Origin of the sequence: Streptomyces sp. NPDC021356, from assembly GCF_040641015.1 — a bacterium.
In the GTDB taxonomy this organism is placed as follows: domain Bacteria; phylum Actinomycetota; class Actinomycetes; order Streptomycetales; family Streptomycetaceae; genus Streptomyces.
Window position 1 is genome coordinate 51,056 of the sequence record NZ_JBFACU010000020.1, and the last position, 24,148, is coordinate 75,203.

Here is a 24,148-nt window from a genome sequence, read left to right on the forward strand (position 1 = left end):
GTTCCTGCCTCCATGCATGGAATACCTGGCGGGCGCGCCACAAGAAGACGCGCCCGCTCGACGGTCCTGACCGTCCTCACCGCCCTGACCCTCGTCCTCACGACAGCCGCGACGAGCCAGGCGGCCGAGCCGCCCGCGCCGGCGAAGGCCACGTTGGCCACCAAGTCCGCAGCATCCGGCGCGAAGACCACCGGGACCAGCAGGTTCGCGGCCGGCTCCGGTGAGGACTGCACCGCCACCGCGCCGGGCTCCAAGGAGCGCCGCGCAGGTGCCGTCGAGTCATGCGTGACGGTCGCCCCCGCCCCTGCGAAGGCGAAGACCCGCACCGGCGTGGCCGCCACCGCCGCGGCCACCGCCGGCAGCTGCGACATCACCAGCCCCGGCAACTACAGCTACGAGCGCTTCTCGTACTGCGTGACCGGCATCAACGTCACCTACATCCTCCGCAACAGCGACGGCGTCGAGCTGGGCCGCGGCGTCCTGGAGGTCTCCACCGGCGGTGACCTCTCTGCGACGGCCACGACCTGGAGCGAGCAGGTCTCCGTCACCATGATCAGCGCCACCGGCGACGTCGCCGCGCTGAACGCCAAGTTCCGCGCCTCCTGCGACGCCGGCTGCACGGCCACCAAGACCGCTCCCTGGTTCGGCGGCAGCATCGTCCTCGGCCAGACCCTGACCGGCACCGTCACCTATTCCTCGTCCCAGACGGCGGGTTCCTCCGCCTCCTTCTACACGGCGTACGCGATGTACGTGACGTCGCCGGGCGCGACGGCGGTCGACCCGAACGCGTCGTGGAAGAACGCGCGTCAGATCAGGTGCGACGACGCGGTCGGCGGCACTTCGGTGGCGGGCTGTGCCGTCCCCTCGGTCATGGCCGTCGTGCCGATGAAGGCGACGAGCGCGGACGCGGGCGGCGCCGTGGCCACCTATGGCTGGGCCCAGAAGAACCTCAGCGGCGCCTGGGGGAAGAAGGGCAGCCCCCTGACCCGGTCGACGAGCGGTGTGGCCGACCGCACCGCCGCCACCTGCGCGGGCTTCACGGCCCAGGCGGAGCTCGTCGACAGTGACACCTGCGCCGACTTCCCCTTCGGGGAGGCGAAGGAGGGCGGCGCCGCCGGCGACCGGTGCGTCGAGGTGATCCCCAACCTCGGCAACGGCGAATGGGACACCTACGTCCTCAACGACGGACACGTCCTCGACCCCGCCTCACCCTGCGTGCAGTCCCATGTCACCCCCGCCGACAAGCAGTTCGCCGAGACGCAGCTCGCCGACGGCTTCACGGCCCAGCGGGTGATCGACGCCGACAAGTTCGAGCTGACGGTCTCGACGCCGGACACCGGACCGCAGGCCAGCTGCCTGAACGACCCCCCGCCGGCCGGGGCGCTTCCCAACGGCGACGGCTGGTTCAAGAACACGACCGAGCCGGTTCCGCTCGTCAACCAGACTGCCCCGGCGGACGGGCCCGGACAGCGGCCGACCCAGGCGCAGGCGTGCCTGGGGAAGAAGACCACCAAGGGAAGCGGAACCAGCGATCCCGTCACCGGGTACAAGGACGCGGAGGCGTTCAAGAAGGCGAACGGAGTCACCAACGGGCTGGCCCGGTGCCATCTCATCGCAAGGATCCTCGGCGGAATGGGCACGACTGCGCTGACCCGGTCCAATCTCGTCCCCTGCTGGCAGTCCGGGATGAACACGGGCACGCCCAGCATGCGGACCTACGAGGACATGGCGCAGAGAATGATCCAGGACCCCAGCTCCACTCTCGGAGCGAACGACGCGATCTTCTACCAGGTGACGCCCGTCTACAAGGACGCGAACAGCACCATCCCGGTGGGCGTCACGATGCGCGCCGACGTCCAACGGGCGAACGGGACGACCGAGGAACTGTTCCCCAACGTCTACGTCACCAACACCCTGATGAATACTGGGACGCTCAACCTCGGTAACTGATTCACAGATCCGCAGCAGTTCGCGCCCACGGGAGCCGGCATGAGTCTCACCACCCCACCGCGGCCCTTCGACATCACCGCGCTCTTCCCTCAGCTGGCCCCCCTGGCGCGCACGGCGACCCGGCTGCATCCGCGCCCCGGATCGCCCACCGTGCACGACAGCTCCGTCGGCGGGCCGCTCCTGTGGCCCGCCGACGAGCCGTGGCCGTACTGCGACGAGCCGCACGACAGTCGCGTGGCGCCGGTGGTCCACTCCCCGGACGACATCCGGCTCCTCCGCCGCGTCCATGCCGCATCGGCCGAGCGGCTGCACCTCGACCCCGAGGCAGCCCAGTGGACCCCCGAGGAACTGGCGACCCTGGAGCGGATCAGGGCGGGCCGCCCGTGGTTCGACGGCCCGATCCCCCTCCTGCCCGTGGCCCAGCTCTACGCCCGCGACATCCCCTTCCCGTGCCCGCCCGACGCGGACCTGCTCCAGGTCCTGTGGTGTCCCTTCGACCACGCGGACGCCCACCCCGAAACCACACTCTTCTGGCGCTCCTCCGCCACCGTCACCGACGTCCTCGACGCACCGCCCGAGCCGCCGATCGTCCAGCTCGACTACTACCTCCCGCAGCCGTGCCTGTTCTCACCGGAGCAGGTCACCGACTTTCCCCACCCCAGGGAGCTGGACGACGAGCTTCGGGACCAGTTGAACGACGTGCGCCGCTGGGAGACGATCGACCCCGCGCAGTACAGCACGTACACGGACGATCTGGGCGAGCTCTATCTGGGCAACCTCTCCACCGCCCCCGGCTGGAAGACCGGCGGCTGGACCACCTGGGGCGACATCGACCCCGTCGACCGCCCTTGCCCGGAGTGCGGTACCGAGGAGGTCCCGCTCCTCACCATCGCCTCCTCGGAGTGGGACGGCATCAGCAAGTCCTGGATCGCCGAGGAGGAACCGACGAACCAGGCCCCGCCTCCCCTGGGCGCCCGGGACGGCAACTTCACCTTGATCGACATCGTCGGCGGCTACAACCTCCAGCTCCACGCCTGCCCGGCCGACCCGTCCCATCCCCACATCGAGCTGGTCCAGTGACCAGCACGCCAGGAGCCTGCAGGAGCCGGCAGGAGCTTCACCACCTCGCAGCGGCCGGTCGACTGCCGATCCAGCTCACAGCCCGGGAAACCTGAGACACGTGCCCGCCGACCACGCGCCGCACCCCGGCGTCGGCGTTCGTTCTCGTCGGGGCCCAGCGGCCCCGCCCCGTGTTCCAGATCAGAAGTCAAGGCCCAAGCCGAGCAGGGACTGAGCGACTGCCACGCAGACCGACTCGGAGCCCGTCAGTACGGGCGGACTTGATGTGTCAGTCGGCCAGGGACTGCCCGGCAGCCTGGTGCAGGCGGTCGAGGTTGCCGAATGCGGCAGCGCTCACAAGGGGGTTGACGTAGTCACGGGAGTGCACGATGAGGCCGTCCCGGATGCGCATGACCATGATGTAACGGTTGGTGAAGGGGCGTCCGGTGGGGACCGCCGTGGCGTGGTAGTCGTACTCGACGATCACGACCTCGGGGTCGGCCGTCTCGTGGAGGGTGACCCTGTCGATGCGTTCCACCCGCAGCGACGGCGCGAACCTCTTGAACCGCGCGCGGTGACCCTCACGGCCCTCGAAGCGCAGCGGTACGCCGGGCTGAGGTCCGAACGGCATCTCGATCACAGAGGTCTCGGCGTACAGGTCGGCGAGTTCGTCGGAAGTGCCCTCTGCGGCGACCCGCAGGAAGCGCTTGGCGACCTCACGCGGGCTGAGCGTGCTGGCTGCGGGCATGGCAGACCCCCGGGGGATAGAATCGGAACGTACGACCCGCTTGAAGTTACGGAACGGGCGCCCCGCTTGTCAATCAGGGGCCTACGGGAGAAGAAAGGCCGACCCCATGGCGGACGCAGGCACCCAGACCGGTCGGCAACCACGCGCGGACGCCCGCCGCAATCGGGCCCGGGTGCTGCGGGCCGCCGAGGAGGCGTTCGCCACCGAGGGGGCCGATGTCCCGCTGGACGAGGTGGCCCGCCGGGCCGGGGTCGGCGCGGGCACCGTCTACCGACATTTCCCCAGCAAGAACGCCCTGCTCGAAGCTGTCATCGTGCACCGCGTCGCGCGGATGGCCGCAGACACCCGCGCGATGATCACGGCCGACGACCCCGGCGGGGCGTTCTTCACGTTCTTCGCCGAGATGGTTGAGAGGGTCACGTTCAACAAGGCCCTGGCAGCAGCGCTGGACGGCCGAGCGCAGATCCGCCCCGCGACGACTTCCGGTCTGAAGCGGGAGTTCCGCGAGGCGGTCGCCGCGCTGCTGCTGCGAGCCCAACAGGCAGGCGCGGTACGGGCGGACGTGGACGAGGCCGACGTGGTGGCGCTTGCGACCGGCTGTATCGCCATGGAGGCCAGCCGGAACTCCAGCGGGCGCATGGTGGCCCTGACCTGCGACGCCCTGCGCCCGGCAGCGGCGAGCGAACTGCCGGCCGCGACAACGGCACCCGAATGGGAACCGACTCCGCCCGACCATGACGAAAGCGTCGCGTCGGTCCGTAACGAAACTCGCGAGGGGTTCTGCCCTGTGTGCACCAGCCCGCTGCCGGCCGCGGCAACCGGGCGTCCCCGCAGGTACTGCAGCGACGCCTGCCGCCAGAAGGCCCATCGACTGCGCGCTCGCTGATGCTGTGGCCACGAAGATCGGGGCGAAGGGGTACTCGTCACCATACGAGACGGTGGCCCTGCCCGTCCGCGACGAACCGGCACCGTGAACCGACGACTCTGACCAAGGCCGTCGAACAGTGCCCGGACACCCCGATCACCGTCACCCTCGCCCGGCAGAACCCGCCACAGCCGACCTGCCGGGTGCCGGTGCCCTGGACGCCCCGGCCGCGAACTGGGACTCAGGGTGGCGGCTACTCCGTCGTTCGGCGTCGGCCCGGTCCGTCAGCGCCCCGGCGGAGTTCGTCATCGTCACGCAGACCGGCCGTTACTGTGCCCGCATGAACGGTAAGGATGAGGCGAGAACTCTTCCCGACTGGCGAGTGCTCATCGTCGGAGGCGCGTCCGGGATGGGGAAGACCAGTGTCGGGCGGGCATTGGCGCGACGATACGACATCCCCGTCGTGGAGGTCGACGACATCGTGGAGGCACTCCTCGCGATAACACTTCCGGAGCAGCTGCCGGAGATCCACTTCTGGCGCACCCACCCGGACGCCGCCCGCCAGACGCCCGAGTCGGTGGTCGAACGGCAGATCGCGGTCGCCGAGACGCTGGCGCCGGCGATCACGGCGGTGGTTGCCAACCATGTGGACACCGACACTCCGGTGATCCTGGAAGGGGACTACGTCCTGCCCGGAGCGACGCCCCCCGGCGGCCCCGTCCGTGCCGTTTTCCTCCATGAGGAAGACGAGGCGCAGGTGGCGGCCAACTACCTGTGCCGGGAGCCGGAGGCCGGACCACAGCGCCATCGCGCACGCGTCAGCGTGCTGTACGGCCGATGGCTCGCCGCGCAGGCGCGGACTGCAGACGTGCCGGTCCTCGCTCCGCACCCCTGGGAAAGCCTGACCGACCGTGTCATCGCAACGATAGAAGGTACAGAGCGACGCCGACTCTCGCTGCCGCGTTGACGTTGTGACGGTGGCGGGCGAGAGGCCGCCGAGGAGCCGGGGAACTGCTCCAGCGCGGGCACCAAGTCGCCCGACGACAGGCCGTGCGGGCAGAACAGCGAAAGCACCTTGCTGGTCTCCGGACACACTCCCGGAATACCTCGCTCCGTAAGGGAGTTGAAGGGCGAGTCCGATACAGAGCGGCGTTCTCCCCGGGCGACAGCTTCTCCCCAGGACGAGCGAAGGAAGAGTGAGAGATGAAGTCCGTCATCCGGACGGCTGCCGGCGGACCCGAGGTCCTGCGACTCGTCGAGCGTCCGGTGCCCGAACCCGGCCCGGACGAGGTACGGGTCCGTGTCCACGTCTCAGGTGTCAACCCCACGGACTGGCGCAGCCGCAGGCGCCCGTTGCCGCCGGGGATGACCGAGCAGGTGCCCCACCAGGACGGCGCAGGGGTGATCGACGCCGTCGGTTCGCAGGTCGACCCGGTGCGGGTCGGACAGCGGGTGTGGATCTGGGAGGCCGCGTGGGAGCGGCCCTGGGGAACGGCACAGCAGTACACGCTCGTGCCCGCCCCGCACGCCGTCGACCTGCCCGACCACGCTCCGTTCGAACTCGGCGCCGCCCTGGGCATCCCGGCCCTGACCGCCCACCGCGCGCTGACCGTTCACGACGGCGGACCGGGGCGTATCGCGCCCGGCACCCTGCGGGGCGCGACCGTACTGGTGGCAGGCGGCGCCGGCGCGGTCGGCAACGCGGCCATCCAGCTCGCCCGCTGGGCCGGAGCGCGTGTGGTCACCACGGTCAGCAGCCCTGCCAAGGCCGTGCTGGCGCGTGCGGCAGGCGCCCACCACGTGGTGAACTACCGTACGCAGGACGCGGCTGCGGACATCCTGGCCTTCGCCCCCGAGGGCGTCGACATCGTCGTGGAGGTCGCACCGGGCGCCAACTCCGCTCTCGACATCGCGGTGGCCGCCCCGGGCGCTGTGGTCGCCTACTACTCGGGCGGCGAGGACGAGCATCTGTCCGTCCCGGTACTCTCCTCGCTGGCGGCGAACCTGCGGTGGCAGAGCGTCTTCGTCTACACCGTGCCGCGTGCCGCGAAGCAGCAGGCGCTCACTGACGTCGCAGCGGCCGTGGACGCGGGTGCGCTGCGCGTCGGCGAGGAGGCCGGGGTGCCGCTGCACCGCTTCGCGCTGGAGCGTACCGCTGACGCCCACGCCGCACTTGAGCGGGGCGTGGTCGGGAAGGTCCTGCTCGATATCCCGTGACCGTGGCACTGCTTGTCGGCAGGTGACCGGAGTGTCGGGGAGCTGTGCCCGAAGTTGTGAGCCGGTGGCGGTCTGTCCGTGCCCGCAGTGCCGGAATTCGGTGGCATGGCCACTCCCAGACCACCGCCGATCGCCGACCAGCCGGGTCGGACGTCGGGTTCGCCAGGATGACGTTCGTCGGGGTTGTGGCGCCGTCGACCGCCAGGCCTCAGCCCTCTGGGCCATGGTCCGACCCGCGCCCGCCGGAGCATGTACGACGGCTGGCACGGATCGGAACTCCTCCGCCGTGCGGAGGAGCGGCCTGGTCCCGTGGTGTGACGTGCCGCCGCGCTCAGTGCAACAAAGTCGTGTCCATGTGTGGTCACCTTGAACGCCGAGCCCGCAGGCGCCGGCTCCTCGCCCGGTTCGCCGTCGTCGCGTGCCTGCCGTATCTGACACTGAAGCTGTTGTGGGTCGCCGGGGCCGATGTCGGGGTGAAGGACCTCGGCACCCTGTCACGCGCAGAGTGGGTCGCGGCCAACGCGGTGACGTTCGCAATGGACGCGATCGCGGCGCTGATCGCCCACGTTCTGAACCGGCCCGGCGGGCGGACCGTGCGCGCTTGGCTGATCCTCTTCCCGATGTGGGTGGCGACGGGGATGCTCGTCGCGCTGATGGTCGCACTGCCGGTGAGCCAAGGCGTCATCGCGGCGACCGGCGCGAAGAACCCGGTCATGACCAACGACACGCTCCGACCCTGGGTGTTCGGTGTCGTCTACGGCGGGCTCGGTGCCGAAGGACTGGTCCTGCTCGCGGCATTCGCGCTGTACGCCGACGAGCGCTGGGGTGGACTGCTGCGCACGCGCGTGCGGGACCTGACCGATCCGGCCGGTACCCAGGGGGTGCAGCGGGTACTCGCCGGGCTTGCCCTGGGGTTCCTCGTCTTCTCGGGGGTGCTGCACCTTGCGTGGGGACTGGGGTCGGGAGTCGGCATGAACGCGGAGTGGATCGCCCACCGGAACGCTGTCGGCCGGACGGGCGACCTGGTGCACGGCCTGGCGGCGCTGGCCGGAGCGGCCGGCCTGCACGCGCTGGTGTTCCGCCGGTGGGGATGGGCGCGGGTGCGGGTGCCGCTGGCGATGGCCTGGACGGGGACGGGTGTCGTCTTCGGGTCCAGCGGCTGGATGGACGTGGGGCGTTCACCGGCCACGTCGGCCCTGCTGGGCGTCGCCAACACCGCCGACTTGATCGCCGGACTGCTCACCCTGTCCGTCGGCTGCTTCGCGCTGACGGAGCTGACGGTCGACAAGGGGCGGACGGTCTCACCACCCACGCCTGACTCCCACCACCTCGCCGCCGCGTCCGGTCCGGGTCCGCAACCGGACCGGTGAACGTCCCGCGCCTGTGGCCGACGGCCCAGCGAGAAGTCGGGCGACCACGAACCCGACGCCTTCTCCGTCATCTTCGCCGTCACGGTCGACAAGCGGCGGCACGCCACCGCGCCCGTGCTCCGTCACGGTTCGCAGTCCTGTGAACCCTGGTGTTCCCGGTCACCGGGGACAGGTCACGGCGGATGCCGGGCGTAGGCAGACATCGGGGCAGGACAGGGCAGGGCGAGGCGGGCATGAGCGGAGCATGACGCGGCGGGTCCGGGGTGGCAGGCGGATCGGCCGCCCACCACCCCGGTTGTCGGACTTCGTGTGCTGGGGTCAGTTCCAGCTGCCGGTGATGGCGAGGGTGGTGGGGTCGGCGGGGGCGCCGGGGGGTGTGTCCGCCGGTTCCCACGTGCCGTTGGTGTGGCGCATGGTGTGCTTGATCACGCCGTCTCTGATGATGGCCGTATGGAATTCGCCGTCGACGGAGGTGGCGGCGACGGCGGTGACGGGGCCGGTACCCAGGACGGAGGCGGCGAGGTCACCGAAGGCGGTCCAGGCGCCGGTGGAGAGGCGGGCGACGTGCTTGATCCCGCCGGTGGGTTCGGTGAGCACGGCCTGGAGATCATTGCCGGTGCCGGCGAAGGCGATGTCGCTGACCTTGGCGGGGGCGCCGGGGACCTTGGTGATCTCGCCCCACTTGTCCCAGGTGCGATCGCTGTGGCGGATGGTGTGGAAGGCCCTGCCGTCGGCGAGGACCACGCCGACGTGCGTGCTGTCGCCGACACGGGCGATGGTCACCTGCGTGGGGCTGGGCAGAGCTCCGATGCCGGCGGTCAGGTCGCCCCACTTGGACCACTGGCCGGAGGCGTCCCGTGTGGCGTGGTAGACGCGGCTGTCGGTGATGGCGACGAGCTGCAGTTCGCTGCCGACGGAGGTGGCGGCGATCTTCTTGATCCCGGCGAGGGCGCCGAGTTCGGTGGTCAGGGGGCGGAAGGCGACCCAGGTGCCGTCGGGGTTGCGGACGGCCTGGTAGAGGGTGCCGTCCTTGCCGAGGGCGACGATGGTGTTGGTGCCGGAGATCGCGGCGTCGGAAGCGACGGCGACCTCGCCGATGTCACCGGCCTCCTGCTCGACGTCACCGAAGGCGGACCAGTCCCAGTTGCTGTCCCGGATGGTGTGGAAGAGGTTCTTGCCGGCGGTGGTGGCGACCATCTGCAGACGCCAGGGGGTCAGGGTGGAGGAAGTGGACTGCTTCACCCAGCCGGCGAGGTCGTCGACGCGGGTGGCGCCGGCGCCGGTGCGGGTCGCGGCCGATCCCAGACAGCCGCCCTGCCAGGAGGTACTGGCCACGGCGGCGAGTTCCAGCAAGCCGTTCTTCTCACGAAGGACAGGGGCTCCGGTGTCACCCTTGCACACCGGTGTCCCGTCGATCAGGAGCTGGGTGTCGTCGACCTGGTTGACGGTGAAGGCGCCGGTGTGGAGGGTGTCGGGCACCCAGGTGTCCTTGGTGCGCCCGTAACCCGCACCCTGCATCTGCTCACCCTGCGTCGGCGCGGTCGCCCCGACCCGCAGCGGGGCGATACCGGTGACGGGGGAGGCCAGCTTGGCCAGCACCAGGTCCCGGTCCGCGCGCGGCACCAGCTCCACGACATCCCTGACCTGGCTCACGGTGGAGCCCGGCCGGGTCAGGCCGATGGTCGCGGTGGTCTTCCACTTCGGCGCGCCTGGGGCGGCCTGGTAGCCGAGGTCCGGGTTCTCGGCGAAGCAGCTGCTCGCGGTCAGTACCCACTGGGCGTTGATGAGTGTTCCGGTGCAGGATCTGAAGGTGTCACCGATGGCGAGTTTCGCGGTGAACGTGTAACCGGTGTCAGCGACGGGCGTGCCGGCGAGAGCGGAGGCGGGGGCGGTGGGAAGGAGGAGGGGCCCCGACACCAGGACCGCTGCCACTGCGGCGAGTTTCGTCAAAGGGGTTGATTTGATTCGATGCATGTTGGTTCCTTTGGATGCGGTGGTGAGCTGGAATTTCGACGCGCTACATCGGACGAGCGCATCGCGTGAGTCCCGGGGGTCTTCAGGCCGAGCCGGCCGGAGGGGCCGACCGGCCGGAAGCAGATGGTGTCCTCCTGGCGCCTCGCGATGACTTTCACTCGAGGGCGACGCCCCCGCTCCTGGAGGATCCGGTCGGCCCCCGGGTGGTTGAAGTCCGCCAACCCGTGGCCGGGCGCCTCGCCGGCCACAGGCACCGCCGGGCCGCTTTCGCCGCTGCCCTGCGCCCCAGCCGGGAAAGCCGGGGACAAGCCCCACACCACCTCGCCTGCGGCCATGGCCGCAGGCAGGGCGCGCGCGATGAACTTCTTGCGATGCGGCTCGGCCGCGGTCACGACGTGGGCCTTCATCCCGTTCCTTCGTCGATCCACGGGGGGCTGCCGGATGTGCGCGCCCGGCGCGGGGTCGGCTGGGTGTCCTGCTCAATCAGGGCACCCAGCCGGGATCCGTCGGGTGCGCGGGGTGTTCGCGCCGTGGCCGCCGCGCGCGGCGGGCACCGCCTCGACGGCCGGGGCGAGTCAACGGGTCTTCTCCACAGTGGAGTCGCGGGTGTCCGTCACACATCGCGAGCGCGGTGTCGTGACCGGGCAGGGGGCGTCGTCGACGAGTGCGCCCACGTCGGGTGCCGGCCCGGTGCCCGGACCGCGGCGCGCTGTGCGCACCCGTTCCGTGAGCGTCAACCGGAAACGGCTCGGAAACGGCAGTCCCACTGGTCCGCCGAACTCGAGCACTTGCAAATTCCCCCGCACTTCGACAGCTCCCGCCCCCCGGCGACCATCAGTCGCTTTCCCCTCGCCCAGACATCATCGAAATCGTCCGGAAATGCCGTCCTTCAAGATCCCTGGTTTGCCGAGCCCATACATGTCATCGCCGCCCGACGAGCTTGTCCACTGCCTGAACTAGACGAAACCGGGCACCACTTGAAGATCCCGTGTGAGGTCCGTCACTGCCCTGCGAAGGCCGCGCACTCCTGCGTGAGGATTTCGTATTCCCCGGCGGAGCCCGGCTGCGAGACGGACTCGGCCCCAAGCTGCCCGTGCGGTGCGGTCAAGGTCCACAGGGTGATGCAGTTCTCCGACTTGGGTACGCGGGTGGATGTCAAAGCCCTGCCGTCCACGAGGGTGGCCGACCTGACCGACCGGATGCCGAAGGGGTGTCACCGCTGCGCGCTGTCCCGTGCGGGCAAACAGGGCGCGTGGGCAAACAGGGCGCGTGAGGCGTCGGGCACACGATCGGGAGCCAGGCACGCCCTCCCGCGCCACCATGCGCCGTTGAGGCTCGACCGCTCGCGGGCAGGATCACCGTGGACCCCGACAGAAAGGGCCGGCCGTGGCAAGTGAGTTCCAGCGCGACAAGCTCGTCAACATGTTCCGCGCGTTCGACACGGACGAAAACGGCTACCTCGACCAGCGCGACTTCCAAGCCCTCGCGGAACGCTGGAGGGGCCTGCCCGGCGTGCGGCCGGGGTCCGAACTCGCCGCACGGGTCGACACGGTCATGCTGGGCTGGTGGGACCACCTCGCGACCCACGTGGACACGGACAACGACGGCAAGGTCGACCTGGACGAGATACTCGCCATGGTGGACCGACTGCCCATCATGCGTGAGGTCGTCGCCGCGACCGCCGAGACCATCTTCGACGCCGTCGACGAGAACGGCGACGGCCGCATCTCCCCCACCGAGCACCGGCTGCTGGTCGACACGTGGCACGGCGAGAGCGTCGACACCGCCGGCGTCTTCGACCAACTCGACCAAGACGGGGACGGTCACCTCAGCCGACCCGAGTTCACCGAGCTGTGGATCCAGTTCTGGATCAGCGACGACCCGGCGGAACCGGGGAATCAGCTGTGCGGCCCGGTGCCGACCCGTACCTGACGGCCATGCCACCCTCGTCTGTCACCCGGGGGCTCCAGCGGGTCTCCTCGACCCCTCCACCTCCGTACTCGTCAGTGAGACGGCGCCTGCGACTGCTGCGCACCCTGCTGCTCGGGGCGAGCGAGCCTGGTAAGACCGCGGCCGGACTGCCGGGCGTCGGGCGGGGCCGTCACTCTCCGCAGACCGGCGCCCGGAGCGTATGAGGTGCGGCTTCAGCCCAGCACCCGTTCGAGGAAGCCGCGCAGGTGACCCGCGACGACGTCCAGGTGGCTCTCCAGCAGGAAGTGACCGCCGTTGATCAGGTGAAGCTCCGCGTCCTTGGCGTCGCGGGCGAAGGCCCGCGCGCCCGCTGGGCCGAAGATCTCGTCGTTGCGGCCCCACACGGCGAGCACCGGGACCTCGCTGGTGCGCAGGAATTCGTGCAGCAGCGGATAGAGCGGGCGATTGTTCTGGTAGTCCCGGAACAGCGCCAGCTGGACCTCGTCGTTGCCCTCGCGGGAGACGAGCGCGAAGTCGTGCTCCCAGGTGTCCGGGCTGACCACGCTCGGGTCGGGCACGCCGTGCACGTACTGCCAACGGATGGCGTCGATGCTCAGCGCGGCGCGGACGGCGGGTTCGGTGTCGGGACCGGGGTTCGCCCCGTAGGCCCAGACGTCGGTCCAGAACGGCTCGACGAAACCGTCCTCGTAGCCGTTGCCGTTCTGGGTGACGAGGGCGGAGATCCGTTCGGGGTGCTTGAGCGCGAGACGCCACCCGATGGGGGCGCCGTAGTCCTGGACGTAGAGGGCGTAGCGGTCCAGGCCCAGTTGGTCGAGCAGCCCGGAGGTGAGTTCGGCGAGGGCGTCGAAGGTGTAGGTGAAGTCCGCTACGAGGGGGGCGTCGGAGTGGCCGAAGCCGAGGTGGTCCGGCGCGATGACGTGGTAGTCGTCGGCCAGCAGCGGGATGAGTTCGCGGAACATGAACGAGCTGGTCGGGTAGCCGTGCAGCAGGACGATCGCGGGGGCGTCGGCGGGGCCGGCTTCGCGGTAGAAGATCTCGTGGCCGTCGACGGTGGCGGTCCGGTGGTGCACCGAGTTCATACCTAACCCCTTTGAGTGATTAATCCGGTTAGTTACTCGCCATGCAAGCACGGGATGAACTAACCTGTCAATTGATTCGATCTGGTTAGAGGGAGAGTGGCGCCCGGTGGACACGCTGCTGGACCTGCTCAACAGCAGGCCACTGGTCAACGGCGAGGAACAGGATGCGCTCGGCGACCCGGCCGGAGGCAGACGCTGGGCACGGGAGCACGGCGGCGAAGGCAGCCTCGCGGAACTGGCGCTGCTGCGCGAGACGCGGGACCTCCTGCGGGACGTAGTGCGCGGAGAACGTTCGCCCACCGCGTTGAGCCCGCTGCTCGAAGGGGTCTGCCAGACCCCGGAGATCACTTCGGACGGTCTTCAGTGGACGGTCGAGGCTCCGCCGCACGCCCGGCTGGCCATCGAGGTGGTTCTCGCCTGGGCCGCCGTGAAAAAGCAAATGCCCGGCCGGCTACGCCCATGCGCCAACGACGAGTGCCAGTTGTTCCTGCTCGACCGCAGCCGTGCCAACCGTGCCCGCTGGTGCTCGATGGCGGTCTGCGGCAACCGGGAAAAGGCACGCCGCCACTACGAACGCACCCGCTGACGCGCCCCCCGTTATCTTCTTCGCGGTCCTGCAAGAGGGCCGCTGGCCTCCGGGCCCGGCATGTCTGTTGCCCCCTGTCGAACCCCTTCTGAGACTTGCATGGTGCGAAAGCCCGGGGCCATGACGGGCCCTCACGACCTCTCCGCGTCCGGCCGATCGGACGCGGACGACGTCGAGCGCCGCCCCTGCCCGAAGTGCGACGCACGGCCGGCCTCACCGTGCCGCTCGCGCTCCGGTGCGGCCGCCTCCGCCTGCAACACCGGCCGCTGCACCAAGGCTCGACGAATGTCGACGGACCTCAGCGAAGTTCGATCGCAGCGCCGGGCCGGGAGCACACGGAGGGCCGCGGCGAGGTGTCATGGACCGACGGCACGACTGCACGGCCCGGATCGGGGGCCGTCATCTCGGCGTAGCCGCCGCGCCGTCGAGCACGAGGTCGATGATCTGCCGGCCGGCTTCCTCCGGGTCGAGCCGGTCGGTGTCGCCGGATGCCATGCGGGCGAGCAGGGGTGAGACGAGGAGGTTCGCGAGCAGGTCGAGGTCGACGTCGGAACGGATCTCGCCGCGCTCGACGCCGTGTCGCAGGACACGGTTCATGGCCTCTCGGCGAGAGGCGACGATCTCCTCGAAGTAGCGGCGGTGCAGCTGCGGGAAGGTCACCGCCTCGGCGTTGAGGGCGCGCAGCATGCTGCCGGCCCGGTCGTCGACGACGCGCTCGGCCAGGACCCGGAGCACGGCGGCCAGGTCTTCGCGGGTGCCGGCGCCGTCCGGTGCCGGCCGCGGCTTGTTGATCGTCTCCAGCACGTCGAGGTAGAGCTCGTCCTTGGTCTTCCAGCGCCGGTAGACGCTGTTGCGCGAGACTCCGGCCTGCTTGGCGATGGCCACCAAGGACAGGCCACTGAGGGTGGCGCCGGCGGCGACCATGTCGAGGACCGCCTCGATGATGGCCGAGTCGGCGGCGGGGTCGCGCTGCCGGCCGCCGCGCCGAGCCGGTGGTTCCGAGTTCACCCCCGTAACGATACAGGGTTGTTGCGTTTGGGTTCGGGTGCGTGGCAATAATGGAACAGACCTGTTCTGTTTCCTTTAGGAGGTTCTCGTGTCCGTTCCCATAACTGCGGCCGCTGCGGATCCGCCGGTGTCCGCGGCCCGCCTTCCCGTCCTGATCGTGGGTGGCAGCATCGTCGGGGCCTCGGCCGCGCTCTTCCTCGCGGCCCGCGGCGTCGCCCCCGTCCTGGTCGAGAAGCACCCTGCGGTCTCGACAAGGCTGCGCGCCAAGCTGTTCCATCCGCGCACGATGGAGGCGTACCGCGCGGTCGGCGCCGACCAGGACGTCTACGCCGCCCAGCACCACCCACCCGCCGATCACGCGGCAGTGGTCACCTCGCTCACCGGCCCCGAGCTGCGGCGCTGGCCGCTGCCGGCCGCGCAGGACTTCAGCGACGTCTCACCCAGCCCCAGCGCCTTCGTCAAGCAGGCCGAGTTGGAGGAGGTCGTCCGCGCACATGCCCGCACCGCCGGCGCCGACCTGCGCCTGGGGCACCGCCTCCTCGGCCTGCACCGCCGCGACGACCACGTCACAGCCCGGATACGTGGCGCCGACGGCGCCACGTACACACTGGCGACCGAGTACCTGCTGGCCGCGGACGGGAACAGCAGCGCGGTCCGGGAGAGCCTGGGCATCGGCCGCAGCGGCACCGCGGTGCTCGAGCACGTCATGGAGATCGGCTTCGTGGCCGATCTGCGCCGGACCCTCGACGGCCGCAGGCTCGCCCTAGCCTTCACCGCCGGGCCAGAACGTGCCTTCTTGTCCTGGGACAGCGCACAGGACCGCGGGACGGTGTCGGTGACCTACGACCCGGCGACGACCGGTCCGGCCGCATTCGACGACCGGTACTGCCGTGAGATCGTCTCGCGCGCGCTCGGGCTGCCGCCGTCACACTTCACCCTCACCGGACACCGGCCCTGGCAGATGGGCGGCTGGCTGGCCGACTCCTACCGCGCCGGCCGGATCTTCCTTCTCGGTGACGCGGTCCACGTCACCCCGCCGACCGGCGGCTTCGGCGCCAACACCGGCATCCAGGACGCCTGGAACCTCACCACCAAACTGGTCTCAGTCCTGCGCGGCCACGCCGCCCCGAAGCTGCTGGACGACTACGAGCCCGAGCGCCGCGCAGTGGGCCGGATCACAGTGGAACAGGCGCTGCTGCGCGCCCCCAGCCATGCCGGGGCCCCGACCGAGGACCACCGGCTGCTCAGCGAGGCAGCGCTGGCCATCGGCTACCGCTACCCCATGCCGGGTGACGACCCGGCCGCCGGCCTGCCGGCGGCCGACGAACCGGACCGCTGGCGCGGCGAGCCGGGCACCCGACTGCCGCACCTGTCCCTCGCGGGCCCGGACGGACCCCGCTCCACGCTCGACCTGGTCCGCGACGGGCGCTACCTCCTCCTCACCGGACCCGAGGGACACCTGTGGGCACGAGCTGCCCGTGAGCTCGATCCGCACGGCGCCTTCCTCGACACGGTCGCCTTGCCCCACCCCACCGCGCCCGCACTGACACGGCACACCGACGCCTGCGGCATCAGCGACCACGGCGCCCTACTGGTCCGCCCCGACCACGTGATCGCCTGGCGCGCCCCCCACACCGCCCCGGACCCCCGCGCAGCCCTCACCGGCGCCACCAGACGGGCCCTGGGAATCGGTCACCCGGCACACTGAGCCCACAGAACCCACGACAGAAGCACCGCACGGTGCCCCCGCCCGGCCGCGGGGCCGGCCCCCACCGCCTGGTTCCGCCTGCGCGGTGTCCGGCGGCTGAGGTGTCCTGGGCAACAAGTCCTGGTCGAGACGGCGTGCTCGATCGCCGTTCCGAAGGGCCGGACGCTGAACCGGCTCAACCTGGCCCCGAGCGATACCGGCGGATGCGCGACGTACGCGGCACGTATGAGCGCCGCTCGGTACAGTCCAGCGCCAAGCGGGTCCGGCTGGTTCCGGTCAGGCTGCCGGGCCGGTCAGGACGGCCTCGGCCGCGAGCCGGAGATTCCCGATCATCGGATTCGGGTCACCTTTGCGGCTGACCAGGACGACCTGGCTGGGAGGAGCGCCCTCGATCGGGACGGTGACGAGGTCGGGACGCAGTGAGCTACGCCGATCGCCGACCGGTAGCACGGCGATCGCCCTGCCACTTGCGACGAGTTCGAGTTTGTCCTCGTAGCTCTCGATCGGTGGCACGCCGGCCCCGAGGACCCGGTAGGAAGACCAGTCCGCGGTCTCGAACGCGCACGGCGCCGCCTCCTCGCCGGCCAGTTCTTCCACGGTCACCGACGCACGGTCGGCCAAGGAATGGCCGCGCGGGACCACGAGCATCCGGGGCTCCTCGTACAGCGGGGTGGTGAACACGTCGCCGGCGGCGAGCGGCAGTGGGGCCCGCGCGATCAGGGCGTCGACGCGCTTGTCGGACAGCGCCCCGACGTCGCGGCAGCTCAGGTACCGGGTGGCGATCTCGGCGTCCGGGTGACGACGGCGCAGTTCCCCTACGGCGGCTGTGATCACCAGGTCTTCGACGTAGCCGATGGCGATTCGTTCCGTCTCGGCTTGCTCGCGCACGGTCAGCTCGGCCTGGCGGGCGGCCTGCAGCAGGGCCTGGGCCAGGGGGAGGAACCTCTGGCCGGCCGGAGTGAGCCGGGTGCCCTGAGGTGCGCGGTCCAGCAGTCGTGCGCCGAGATGCTTCTCGAGCCGTTGGATCTGGCGGCTCAGCGCCGGCTGGGCCACGCGCAGGTCGGCGGCGGCCCGGCCGAAGTGCTGGTGCGCCGCCACCACGGTGAAGTAACGCACCAGCCGCAGTTCCAGGTCCTGTCCGAGATCGTTCACCCTTCCAGCGTACGGGTCATGCCGTTTCGGAATGCTCAGGTTGCCGAACCGGTCTTGGACGACCATGCCGTCCGGGGTCTTGACTCAAGGAGCAACGTTTCCCCGAGAAAGCGACAGGCGCGATGAAGGCGATCCAGTTCCACGAAGCGGGCGGCCCGGAAGTTCTGCGGTATGACGAGGTGCCGGTTCCCGAGATCGGCCCGGGTGAGGTGCTCGTCCGGGTGCACGCCGTGGGCATCAACCCGCCGGACTGGTACCTGCGTGAGGGGATGAAGGTCATGCCGGCCGAAATGAGGCCGGCGCTGGAGTTCCCCCTGATCCCCGGAACGGACATGTCGGGCGTGGTCCAGGCGGTCGCTCCGGACGTGCTGGGGTTCGCCGTCGGTGACGAGGTCTTCGGCATGCTGCGGTTCCCCGGATTCGACGGCCGGACGTACGCCGAGTACGTGGCCGCCCCGGCTGCGGACCTGGCTCACAAGCCGGCCGGTGTCGACCACGTGCAGGCGGCCGGGGCGCCGATGGCCGTGCTCACGGCCTGGCAGTACCTGGTCGACCTCGGCCACGACGTGCCCTCTCCTTTCACCGGCCAGGTGCACCAGCCGGTGCCGATCACGCCAGGGATGACCGTGCTGGTCAACGGAGCCGCCGGTGGAGTGGGCCACTTCGCGGTGCAGCTGGCGAAATGGAAGGGGGCACACGTGATCGCGGTGGCCTCGGGCCGGCACGAGCAGTTCCTGCGCGAACTCGGCGCAGATGAGTTCATCGACTACACCAGGACGCAGGCCGCGGACGTGGTCAGCGGTGTCGACCTGGTGATCGACACCGTCGGCGGCCCGGACAGCTCACGCTTCCTGACCGTGCTCAAGCGCGGCGGCACCATGCTTCCGGTGTTCTTCGCCGAGTACGACCCGGAGGAGACGGCGAGTCTGGGCATCACAGTCTCGAACATCCAGGTGCGTTCCAACGGCCCTCAGCTGGCCGAGATCGGACGCCTGTTCGAAAATGGCAAGCTCCAGGTCGGGGTGGACAGCACCTACCCGCTGCCCGAGGCGGGCAGCGCACACACACGAGCCGCGCAGGGCCACATCCAAGGCAAGATCGTGCTGACGGTGGTCTCGTGATCGCGTAACTCCAGCAGACGGTGGCGAACTCCGCCCCCGCCCTGGGCGAGCTGCTTGTGCCCGATCTGGGAGCGGTCCTGACCGAGAACACCACCAGGACCTTCACGGCGCCCGGACAGGGAGTGCTCGGCCCCGGTCGCCGGACGCGCGGCGGTGCTCGGTGCTCGTCTTCATCCGCGACGGGTACACGGCCGACGAGTCGCGTGTGATGGTCCTCCCTGAGCTGGAGCGGGCGGATGTCTTCCGCGTCATGACCATCCCCGCCGCGGCCCTCCAGCCGGCCGGGCACCGGCATCGTGTCGCGTCCGACGGCCCACTCCGTGTCGCTCATGCAGGCCAGGTGAGACGTCGTACGAAGTGAGCCCATGCCGCCATGACCATGCAGGCGGCGATGATCCCGCCAAGCGTCATGGCCGTGGCCGGGGAACTGCCGTCCACGACGAAGCCACCCCCCAGGGCCCCGAGTGAGAAGGTCACCTGAAAGGAGGCGGTGAACAGCACTGAGGCAGCCTCGGGTGCATGCGGCGTCGCTTTGGCGAACCAGGTCTGGGACGACACGGGCACGGCCCCATAGGCGACACCCCAGACGATCAGCAGGGCTACGGCACCGATGTCCCAGCGACCCAGGATCGGCAACAGCAAGGTGGCCGCGGCGATCAGGCCGGCTGCCAGGCCGAAGCCGGCACGCGGCCGACGGGTGACCATTGCGCCGCCCAGGAAGTTACCGATGATCCCCGCGGCGCCGTAGATCAGCAGGAACACCGTGATCAGCTTCGGGCTCGCGTGTGTGACCTGTTCCAAGAACGGGGTCACGTAGGTGTACGTCCCGAAGTGGGCCAACACGATGAGGAAGGTCAGCAGGAGCGCGAAGCGGGTGTTCACGCTGCGGAACATGGTGCGCAGAACACTCAGCCGCATTGCCTCGGCCGGCGGGAGTACCGGCACGACCAGGCGGAGCATGATGAGCACCCCGACAGTCAGCACGCCCATCACGACGAACGAGATCCGCCAGCCCGCCACATCACCGATGAAGGTCCCGGCCGGTACACCGAGCACGGAGCCCAAGGGAACCGCGGAGAAGATGACCGCGGTCGCCCGGGCGACCGATTCAGCGGGCACCAGGCGTTCGGCCAGACCGGCCCCGATCGACCAGAAGCCGCCGATGGTGACGCCCACCATGACGCGGGAGACCAGAACGAGCCAGTAGCCGGGTGCGGCAGCGGCCAGTAAATCGGCCATGGCCAGCAGGAGAACGAAGACGCAGAGCATGAGGCGGCGGTCGACCCGTGCGGTCGCCATCGTGACCACGGGCGCGGAGATCGCTGCGAGAAACCCGGGCATGGTCATCATCAGCCCCGCCATCCCGTCAGAAATGCGGAAACTGGCTCCGATCGACGTGAGCAGACCGATCGGCAGGATCTCAGTCGTGACGATCAAGAAGAGTCCCAGCATCACCGAGACGACGGCCAACCAGCCGAGCAGGGGTGATCGAGTCGGTAGACCGGCTCCGCCGAGGTCGTTGCCTGCGGTGGTTGTCGAAACCATGAGTTCCGTCCTGTGAAGGGACCGTCGTTGCGTGATCAGTTCAACAGGCCGAAGAAGCCAAGAGCTGGCAGATCTGCGACACCACCCCTGAGTCCTGTGGGTGATGTCGCAGATCTGCCAGAGATCGAAGGGGGCCTTGACCCAAGGCCGGGTAGTCACTGACTTCGGCTGGTCAAGGTGCCGTTGGACCGGTGATGTCGCCGGCCTCGGCGTGTACGAACGTGAAGGCACCGGGCGGTCGTCCTCGCCGCCCATCAGGGGGCCGCCTGCCGCAAGGCAGCATCGTCGCCAACGGCGGCCGGTGCGTCCCCTTCGAGACGGTCTACGAGCTCGGGTGAGGTGTGGGCATTCCGGCCTGAGCCAGCTGGTGACGTCGACGGCCGGAGGCAGGTCCTACCTGTGTGCGGGCGACGACTGCAGCGGGAGGCGGCGGACGAAGTCCAGCAGCAGGGCGCAGAACGCCGCGGGCTGTTCCAGCGGGGCGAGATGTCCGGCGCCGGGGATGACGGCGGTCCCACCCGCATCGAGATCGCGGACCAGACCCGCGCCGCCCTCGTGGAAGTCGGGCATGTCGTGCTCGCCGACACCGACCAGTGCGGGCACGCCTCTGAGCGTGCGCAGCGCCGCCGGGCCCGTGCCGAGGGGATCCGCCGCCTGCTGCGGTTCGCCGTGGGTGAGCTGTTCGGTCAGCCGGCGGCGGAGCATACGGGCGGCGTGGTTGCGTACCTCCTCGGTCGCCCCGGCCGAGGTCCACGACTCGACGCCGGCCTTCACCGCGGCGTCCAGGTCGCCGGCGGCCAGCGCCGTCCGTTCGGCCTCCCAGGCGGCGTCCAGACGCGGGGAGGCGGGCTGGTCGTGGGGCCGGTACCCGACCAGCACCAGGCCCTCCACCCGCTCGGGTGCCGTGACGGCGGCCTGGAGCGCCACCAGGGCGCCCAGTGAGTTCCCGGCGAGCACGAAGCGGTCGGCCCCGAGGTGGTCGAGCGTGTCTAGCACGTCCGACCAGGGGGCCACCTCGCGGCGGCCGGGCACGGTCGCGTCGCCGTGGCCGGGCAGGTCCAAGGCGATGGCCCGCACGCCCGCCTCGGCGAGCAGCAGGAGGTGGGCGTCCCACATGGTGCGGTCCGTGGGCCGGGCGTGCAGCAGGACGACGGGCCGTCCCCGGCCTGCCTCGGTGGAGGGAAGCAGCATGGCTTGAGGTGCCTTCTTCGGTGAGTGGGTGGGGAGGGAGAGCCAGTCGGAGTGGAGGGCAGCAGTGGGCCCGGCGGGGTGGGCGCGGGTCACGCGGCGTCGGTGAGTTCGGCGAGCTCCGTGTCGGTCAGGCGCAGCGTCGCCGCGGCCAGGTTCTCCTCCAGGTGCGCGACCTTGGAGGTGCCGGGGATGGGCAGCACGACCTCGGAGCGGGCGAGCAGCCAGGCCAGCGCCACCTGGGACGGCCGGGCGCCGTGGGCGGTCGCGATCCGGTCGACCGGTCCGCCGGGGCGGGCGAGCTCGCCTGCGGCTACCGGCGCCCAGGGGATGAAGCCGATGCCGTGCCGGGTGCAGTGGTCCAGGACGTCGGCGGAGCCGCGGTCGGTCAGGTTGTAGCGGTTCTGGACGGTGGCGATCTCCGCGATCGTGCGCGCGTGCTCGATCTGGTCGACGGTGACCTGGGACAGGCCGATCGCGACGATCTTTCCCTCGTCCTGGAGCCTCTTCAGCTCACCGACCTGGTCCTCCAACGGGACCTCGGAGTCGACGCGGTGCAGCTGGAACAGGTCGATGTGGTCCAGGCCGAGCCGGCGAAGGCTCATCAGGGCCTGCTGGCGCAGGTACTCCGGGCGCCCGACCGGCGGCCACGCCTTGGGCCCCAGGCGCACCAGCCCGTCGCGGGTCCTGATCGTGTCCGGGCCGTTGCGGGTCAGCCCGGCCTTCGTCGCGATGAGCACGTCATCGGGGTAGGGGTGGATCGCCTCCCGGATGATCTCCTCGCTGACGTGGGGGCCGTAGGAGTCCGCGGTGTCGATCAGCTGCACGCCGAGTTCGACGGCCCGGCGCACCACGCGGACGCACTCGTCGCGGTCGTCGGGCTCGCCCCACACGCCGAGCCCGGTCAGGCGCATGGCGCCGAAGACGAGACGGGTGACTTCCTTGCCGGCGATCTCGAAGGTGCCGGCGGAGTCGGACAGGGCGGCGGTCATGATCGGACGTCTTCTTCCTCTGCGGGGGTGTCCTGGACAGTGGGAGCCGAGCCCTGCTCGGCCAGTCGGCGGAGCAGGACCAGGGCATCGGCACTGGCGCTGCCAGGTTCCGCGCTGTAGACGGACAGGTGCTGCCCCGGGGCGCTGGTGACGGCCAGCGCCTCGAAGTGCAGCCGCACCTCACCCACGTGGGAGTGGCGGAAGTGCTTGTCCTCCTGCGTGCGGGGACGGACCTCGTAACGTGCCCACAGGCCGGTGAAGGCGGGGCTGCGCACGCTGAGTTCGCCGACGATCCGCTCGATCCGCTCGTCCTCGGGGAACTGCGAGGAGGACGCCCGCAGGTTGCCCACCGCGGTGTGCGCCGCCTTGTCCCAGTCGACGTAGAACTCCCGCGCGAACGGATCGAGGAAGATCATCCGCAGCAGGTTGTCGTACCGGGCGAACCCGCGGTACAGCTCGCGCGCCATCGCATTGGCCGCCAGCACGTCCTGCGCCGCGCCGACCACGAAGGCCGGCACGTCGCGCATGCCGTCCATCAGCCGCACCAGCTCCGGGGCGACGGTCGGCGCTGCGGCCGCCGTGGCGAAGACGGGCAGGCCGAGCCGGAACAGGTGACCGGCTGCGGCACCGTCCAGCCGCAGCGCCGCAGCGATCGCCCGGAGCACCTGCTCGGACGGGTTCCGCTCACGACCCTGCTCCAGGCGGATGTAGTAGTCCGTGCTCACCCCGGCCAGCAGCGCCACCTCGTCCCGCCGCAGCCCCGGCACCCGCCGGTCCCCGCCGTCGAGCAGACCGACGTCCCGCGGTGTGATCATCGCGCGACGAGCACGCAGGTAGTCACCGAGCTCGTTGTTGCTTTCCATGTCCACCACGCTAGATCCAGCCCATGGGCCGGGGCGTGGGTGCGGTGCACCCACCCGGGACTGCGGCTATGCGGTATCCCAGACATCCCGGCACCCCGGCACCCCGGCACCCCGGCACCCCGGCACCCCGGCACCCAGCGTGGAAGCCGCCCGCCCGCCGTGCCTCCGACCTCAGGGAGCGGAGCAGCCGGCAAGTGCCGGTGAGATCGATCTCGCTGCGGTTCCCCCGACCGTTCCGCCTACTGGGCTCCCCCGTCTCGGGAGCCGCTGGGGGACTGAGCGACGAGCCGGGTCTCGATGTGCTGAAGGGTTGAGATCACGGCGTCGATCTCGTGGGAATCGGTGACCGTGCCATCGAGCAGGCGGGTCCAGGCGTCACGCAGTCGCCGCAGGTTCTCCTGTGCCTTCGGGGTGGGATAGAGGCGCACCCTGCGGGCGTCGCGCTGGTCGACGTCGCGCCGCACCAGGCCCTTCCTCTCCAGCCCGCGCACCGCCCTGCTGAAGTTGCTGGAGATCAGCTGAGTGGCCTCGGCCGCCGCGCCGGCCGTCGTGCCCGGATGGCGGTCGATGAAACGCATCACCGCTCCTTCCAGGGGCGTCCCGGACTCGGCCGCGGCCTCTTTGGACGCCTCGATGTGCCGGCCCACCGCCAGGATCAGGTCGGCCAGCTCGAAAAGCCGCGAGGTCTGGTTGTCTTCCACCGCTCCACCCTAACTTCCCTGTCGAAAGATAGCTGTCAGTTGACAAGTAAATTCCGCGCCTCGTAGCGTGGATCCGGTCCGGATCACATA

At 70.3% G+C, this 24,148-nt stretch carries 21 protein-coding genes and 1 pseudogene; 10 read left to right on the forward strand and 12 right to left on the reverse strand.

Features of this window, described 5'->3' with window-relative positions; genetic code table 11:
- The first annotated feature begins 12 nt into the window (after nucleotides 1–12).
- On the forward strand, nucleotides 13–1,950 hold the full coding sequence (locus AB0G56_RS25825) for a DNA/RNA non-specific endonuclease (RefSeq protein WP_360973199.1): 1,938 nt from the start codon (nucleotides 13–15) through the stop codon (nucleotides 1,948–1,950).
- A gap of 39 nt (nucleotides 1,951–1,989) precedes the next feature.
- Nucleotides 1,990–3,030 (forward strand): hypothetical protein, encoded by a 1,041-nt coding sequence (locus AB0G56_RS25830; RefSeq protein ID WP_360973201.1) that lies wholly within the window; start codon nucleotides 1,990–1,992, stop codon nucleotides 3,028–3,030.
- Nucleotides 3,031–3,298: 268 nt separating this feature from the next.
- Here the strand turns inward: AB0G56_RS25830 and AB0G56_RS25835 are convergent, their stop codons facing one another.
- A complete protein-coding gene (locus tag AB0G56_RS25835; RefSeq protein WP_360973203.1) occupies nucleotides 3,299–3,757 on the reverse strand; it encodes a nuclear transport factor 2 family protein in 459 nt (152 codons plus the stop codon).
- Between the two features lie 106 nt (nucleotides 3,758–3,863).
- On the opposite strand from AB0G56_RS25835, the gene AB0G56_RS25840 reads away from it, so the two are divergent.
- Together AB0G56_RS25840 and AB0G56_RS25845 are read left to right on the forward strand one after the other, a co-directional pair.
- Entirely contained in the window at nucleotides 3,864–4,643 is a 780-nt protein-coding gene (locus tag AB0G56_RS25840; protein WP_360973205.1) for a helix-turn-helix domain-containing protein, read from the forward strand.
- Nucleotides 4,644–4,962: 319 nt separating this feature from the next.
- A complete protein-coding gene (locus tag AB0G56_RS25845) occupies nucleotides 4,963–5,589 on the forward strand; it encodes a hypothetical protein (RefSeq protein WP_360973207.1) in 627 nt (208 codons plus the stop codon).
- Nucleotides 5,590–5,592: 3 nt separating this feature from the next.
- On the opposite strand, the pseudogene AB0G56_RS25850 reads toward AB0G56_RS25845, so the two are convergent.
- Nucleotides 5,593–5,711: pseudogene (locus tag AB0G56_RS25850) on the reverse strand (IS256 family transposase); the annotation flags it as partial.
- A gap of 114 nt (nucleotides 5,712–5,825) precedes the next feature.
- Between AB0G56_RS25850 and AB0G56_RS25855 the strand changes: the two are divergent.
- On the forward strand, nucleotides 5,826–6,839 hold the full coding sequence (locus AB0G56_RS25855; protein WP_360973209.1) for an NADPH:quinone reductase: 1,014 nt from the start codon (nucleotides 5,826–5,828) through the stop codon (nucleotides 6,837–6,839).
- 353 nt (nucleotides 6,840–7,192) lie between these two features.
- Entirely contained in the window at nucleotides 7,193–8,209 is a 1,017-nt protein-coding gene (locus AB0G56_RS25860) for a hypothetical protein (protein ID WP_360973210.1), read from the forward strand.
- A gap of 318 nt (nucleotides 8,210–8,527) precedes the next feature.
- On the opposite strand, the gene AB0G56_RS25865 is transcribed toward AB0G56_RS25860, so the two are convergent.
- Nucleotides 8,528–10,183, reverse strand: coding sequence for a S1 family peptidase (locus tag AB0G56_RS25865; RefSeq protein ID WP_360973212.1), 1,656 nt, complete (start codon nucleotides 10,181–10,183; stop codon nucleotides 8,528–8,530).
- Nucleotides 10,156–10,590: a hypothetical protein gene (locus tag AB0G56_RS25870; RefSeq protein WP_360973214.1), complete on the reverse strand. Its 435-nt coding sequence runs from the start codon at nucleotides 10,588–10,590 to the stop codon at nucleotides 10,156–10,158. Before AB0G56_RS25870 ends, AB0G56_RS25865 begins: the two co-directional genes overlap by 28 nt.
- 979 nt (nucleotides 10,591–11,569) lie before the next feature.
- Here AB0G56_RS25870 and AB0G56_RS25875 point away from each other — a divergent pair.
- On the forward strand, nucleotides 11,570–12,115 hold the full coding sequence (locus AB0G56_RS25875; RefSeq protein ID WP_360973216.1) for an EF-hand domain-containing protein: 546 nt from the start codon (nucleotides 11,570–11,572) through the stop codon (nucleotides 12,113–12,115).
- 212 nt (nucleotides 12,116–12,327) lie between these two features.
- Here the strand turns inward: AB0G56_RS25875 and AB0G56_RS25880 are convergent, their stop codons facing one another.
- Complete coding sequence (locus AB0G56_RS25880) at nucleotides 12,328–13,194, reverse strand: alpha/beta fold hydrolase (RefSeq protein WP_360973218.1); 867 nt, start codon at nucleotides 13,192–13,194, stop codon at nucleotides 12,328–12,330.
- Nucleotides 13,195–13,300: 106 nt separating this feature from the next.
- Here AB0G56_RS25880 and AB0G56_RS25885 point away from each other — a divergent pair, with 106 nt between their 5' ends.
- Nucleotides 13,301–13,780 carry a CGNR zinc finger domain-containing protein gene (locus AB0G56_RS25885; RefSeq protein ID WP_360973220.1) on the forward strand — a complete coding sequence of 160 codons (480 nt, stop codon included), beginning with the start codon at nucleotides 13,301–13,303 and terminating at the stop codon, nucleotides 13,778–13,780.
- Nucleotides 13,781–14,179: 399 nt separating this feature from the next.
- Here AB0G56_RS25885 and AB0G56_RS25890 read toward each other — a convergent pair whose 3' ends face one another.
- The gene (locus tag AB0G56_RS25890; RefSeq protein ID WP_360973222.1) at nucleotides 14,180–14,788 is read right to left on the reverse strand and encodes a TetR/AcrR family transcriptional regulator; all 609 of its coding nucleotides are present in this window, start codon (nucleotides 14,786–14,788) and stop codon (nucleotides 14,180–14,182) included.
- A gap of 88 nt (nucleotides 14,789–14,876) precedes the next feature.
- Between AB0G56_RS25890 and AB0G56_RS25895 the strand changes: the two genes are divergently transcribed.
- Nucleotides 14,877–16,496 (forward strand): FAD-dependent monooxygenase, encoded by a 1,620-nt coding sequence (locus AB0G56_RS25895; protein WP_360973224.1) that lies wholly within the window; start codon nucleotides 14,877–14,879, stop codon nucleotides 16,494–16,496.
- A 276-nt stretch (nucleotides 16,497–16,772) separates the two neighbouring features.
- On the opposite strand, the gene AB0G56_RS25900 is transcribed toward AB0G56_RS25895, so the two are convergent.
- A complete protein-coding gene (locus AB0G56_RS25900) occupies nucleotides 16,773–17,648 on the reverse strand; it encodes a LysR family transcriptional regulator (RefSeq protein ID WP_360973226.1) in 876 nt (291 codons plus the stop codon).
- Between the two features lie 122 nt (nucleotides 17,649–17,770).
- Here AB0G56_RS25900 and AB0G56_RS25905 point away from each other — a divergent pair, with 122 nt between their 5' ends.
- Nucleotides 17,771–18,769, forward strand: a complete 999-nt coding sequence (locus AB0G56_RS25905; protein ID WP_360973227.1) for an NADP-dependent oxidoreductase — start codon at nucleotides 17,771–17,773, stop codon at nucleotides 18,767–18,769.
- 327 nt (nucleotides 18,770–19,096) lie between these two features.
- Here the strand turns inward: AB0G56_RS25905 and AB0G56_RS25910 are convergent, their stop codons facing one another.
- The 5 genes from AB0G56_RS25910 to AB0G56_RS25930 form a co-directional block, all read right to left on the reverse strand.
- A complete protein-coding gene (locus AB0G56_RS25910; RefSeq protein WP_360973229.1) occupies nucleotides 19,097–20,314 on the reverse strand; it encodes an MFS transporter in 1,218 nt (405 codons plus the stop codon).
- Nucleotides 20,315–20,707: 393 nt separating this feature from the next.
- Nucleotides 20,708–21,505 carry an alpha/beta hydrolase gene (locus tag AB0G56_RS25915; protein WP_360973231.1) on the reverse strand — a complete coding sequence of 266 codons (798 nt, stop codon included), beginning with the start codon at nucleotides 21,503–21,505 and terminating at the stop codon, nucleotides 20,708–20,710.
- 89 nt (nucleotides 21,506–21,594) lie between these two features.
- Nucleotides 21,595–22,494 (reverse strand): aldo/keto reductase, encoded by a 900-nt coding sequence (locus AB0G56_RS25920; protein ID WP_360973233.1) that lies wholly within the window; start codon nucleotides 22,492–22,494, stop codon nucleotides 21,595–21,597.
- Nucleotides 22,491–23,357 (reverse strand): helix-turn-helix transcriptional regulator, encoded by an 867-nt coding sequence (locus AB0G56_RS25925; protein ID WP_360973235.1) that lies wholly within the window; start codon nucleotides 23,355–23,357, stop codon nucleotides 22,491–22,493. The genes AB0G56_RS25920 and AB0G56_RS25925 overlap by 4 nt, the downstream gene beginning before the upstream one ends.
- 239 nt (nucleotides 23,358–23,596) lie before the next feature.
- Nucleotides 23,597–24,058, reverse strand: coding sequence for a MarR family transcriptional regulator (locus tag AB0G56_RS25930; RefSeq protein ID WP_360973237.1), 462 nt, complete (start codon nucleotides 24,056–24,058; stop codon nucleotides 23,597–23,599).
- Nucleotides 24,059–24,148: the final 90 nt, after the last annotated feature.

Bases quoted from the DNA above. Each gene is read 5' to 3' on its own strand.
- AB0G56_RS25825 (WP_360973199.1), top strand. From the start codon at position 13: ATGCATGGAATACCTGGCGGGCGCGCCACAAGAAGACGCGCCCGCTCG.
- AB0G56_RS25830 (WP_360973201.1), top strand. From the start codon at position 1,990: ATGAGTCTCACCACCCCACCGCGGCCCTTCGACATCACCGCGCTCTTC.
- AB0G56_RS25835 (WP_360973203.1), bottom strand. From the start codon at position 3,757: ATGCCCGCAGCCAGCACGCTCAGCCCGCGTGAGGTCGCCAAGCGCTTC.
- AB0G56_RS25840 (WP_360973205.1), top strand. From the start codon at position 3,864: ATGGCGGACGCAGGCACCCAGACCGGTCGGCAACCACGCGCGGACGCC.
- AB0G56_RS25845 (WP_360973207.1), top strand. From the start codon at position 4,963: ATGAACGGTAAGGATGAGGCGAGAACTCTTCCCGACTGGCGAGTGCTC.
- AB0G56_RS25855 (WP_360973209.1), top strand. From the start codon at position 5,826: ATGAAGTCCGTCATCCGGACGGCTGCCGGCGGACCCGAGGTCCTGCGA.
- AB0G56_RS25860 (WP_360973210.1), top strand. From the start codon at position 7,193: ATGTGTGGTCACCTTGAACGCCGAGCCCGCAGGCGCCGGCTCCTCGCC.
- AB0G56_RS25865 (WP_360973212.1), bottom strand. From the start codon at position 10,183: ATGCATCGAATCAAATCAACCCCTTTGACGAAACTCGCCGCAGTGGCA.
- AB0G56_RS25870 (WP_360973214.1), bottom strand. From the start codon at position 10,590: ATGAAGGCCCACGTCGTGACCGCGGCCGAGCCGCATCGCAAGAAGTTC.
- AB0G56_RS25880 (WP_360973218.1), bottom strand. From the start codon at position 13,194: ATGAACTCGGTGCACCACCGGACCGCCACCGTCGACGGCCACGAGATC.
- AB0G56_RS25905 (WP_360973227.1), top strand. From the start codon at position 17,771: ATGAAGGCGATCCAGTTCCACGAAGCGGGCGGCCCGGAAGTTCTGCGG.
- AB0G56_RS25910 (WP_360973229.1), bottom strand. From the start codon at position 20,314: ATGGTTTCGACAACCACCGCAGGCAACGACCTCGGCGGAGCCGGTCTA.
- AB0G56_RS25915 (WP_360973231.1), bottom strand. From the start codon at position 21,505: ATGCTGCTTCCCTCCACCGAGGCAGGCCGGGGACGGCCCGTCGTCCTG.
- AB0G56_RS25920 (WP_360973233.1), bottom strand. From the start codon at position 22,494: ATGACCGCCGCCCTGTCCGACTCCGCCGGCACCTTCGAGATCGCCGGC.
- AB0G56_RS25925 (WP_360973235.1), bottom strand. From the start codon at position 23,357: ATGGAAAGCAACAACGAGCTCGGTGACTACCTGCGTGCTCGTCGCGCG.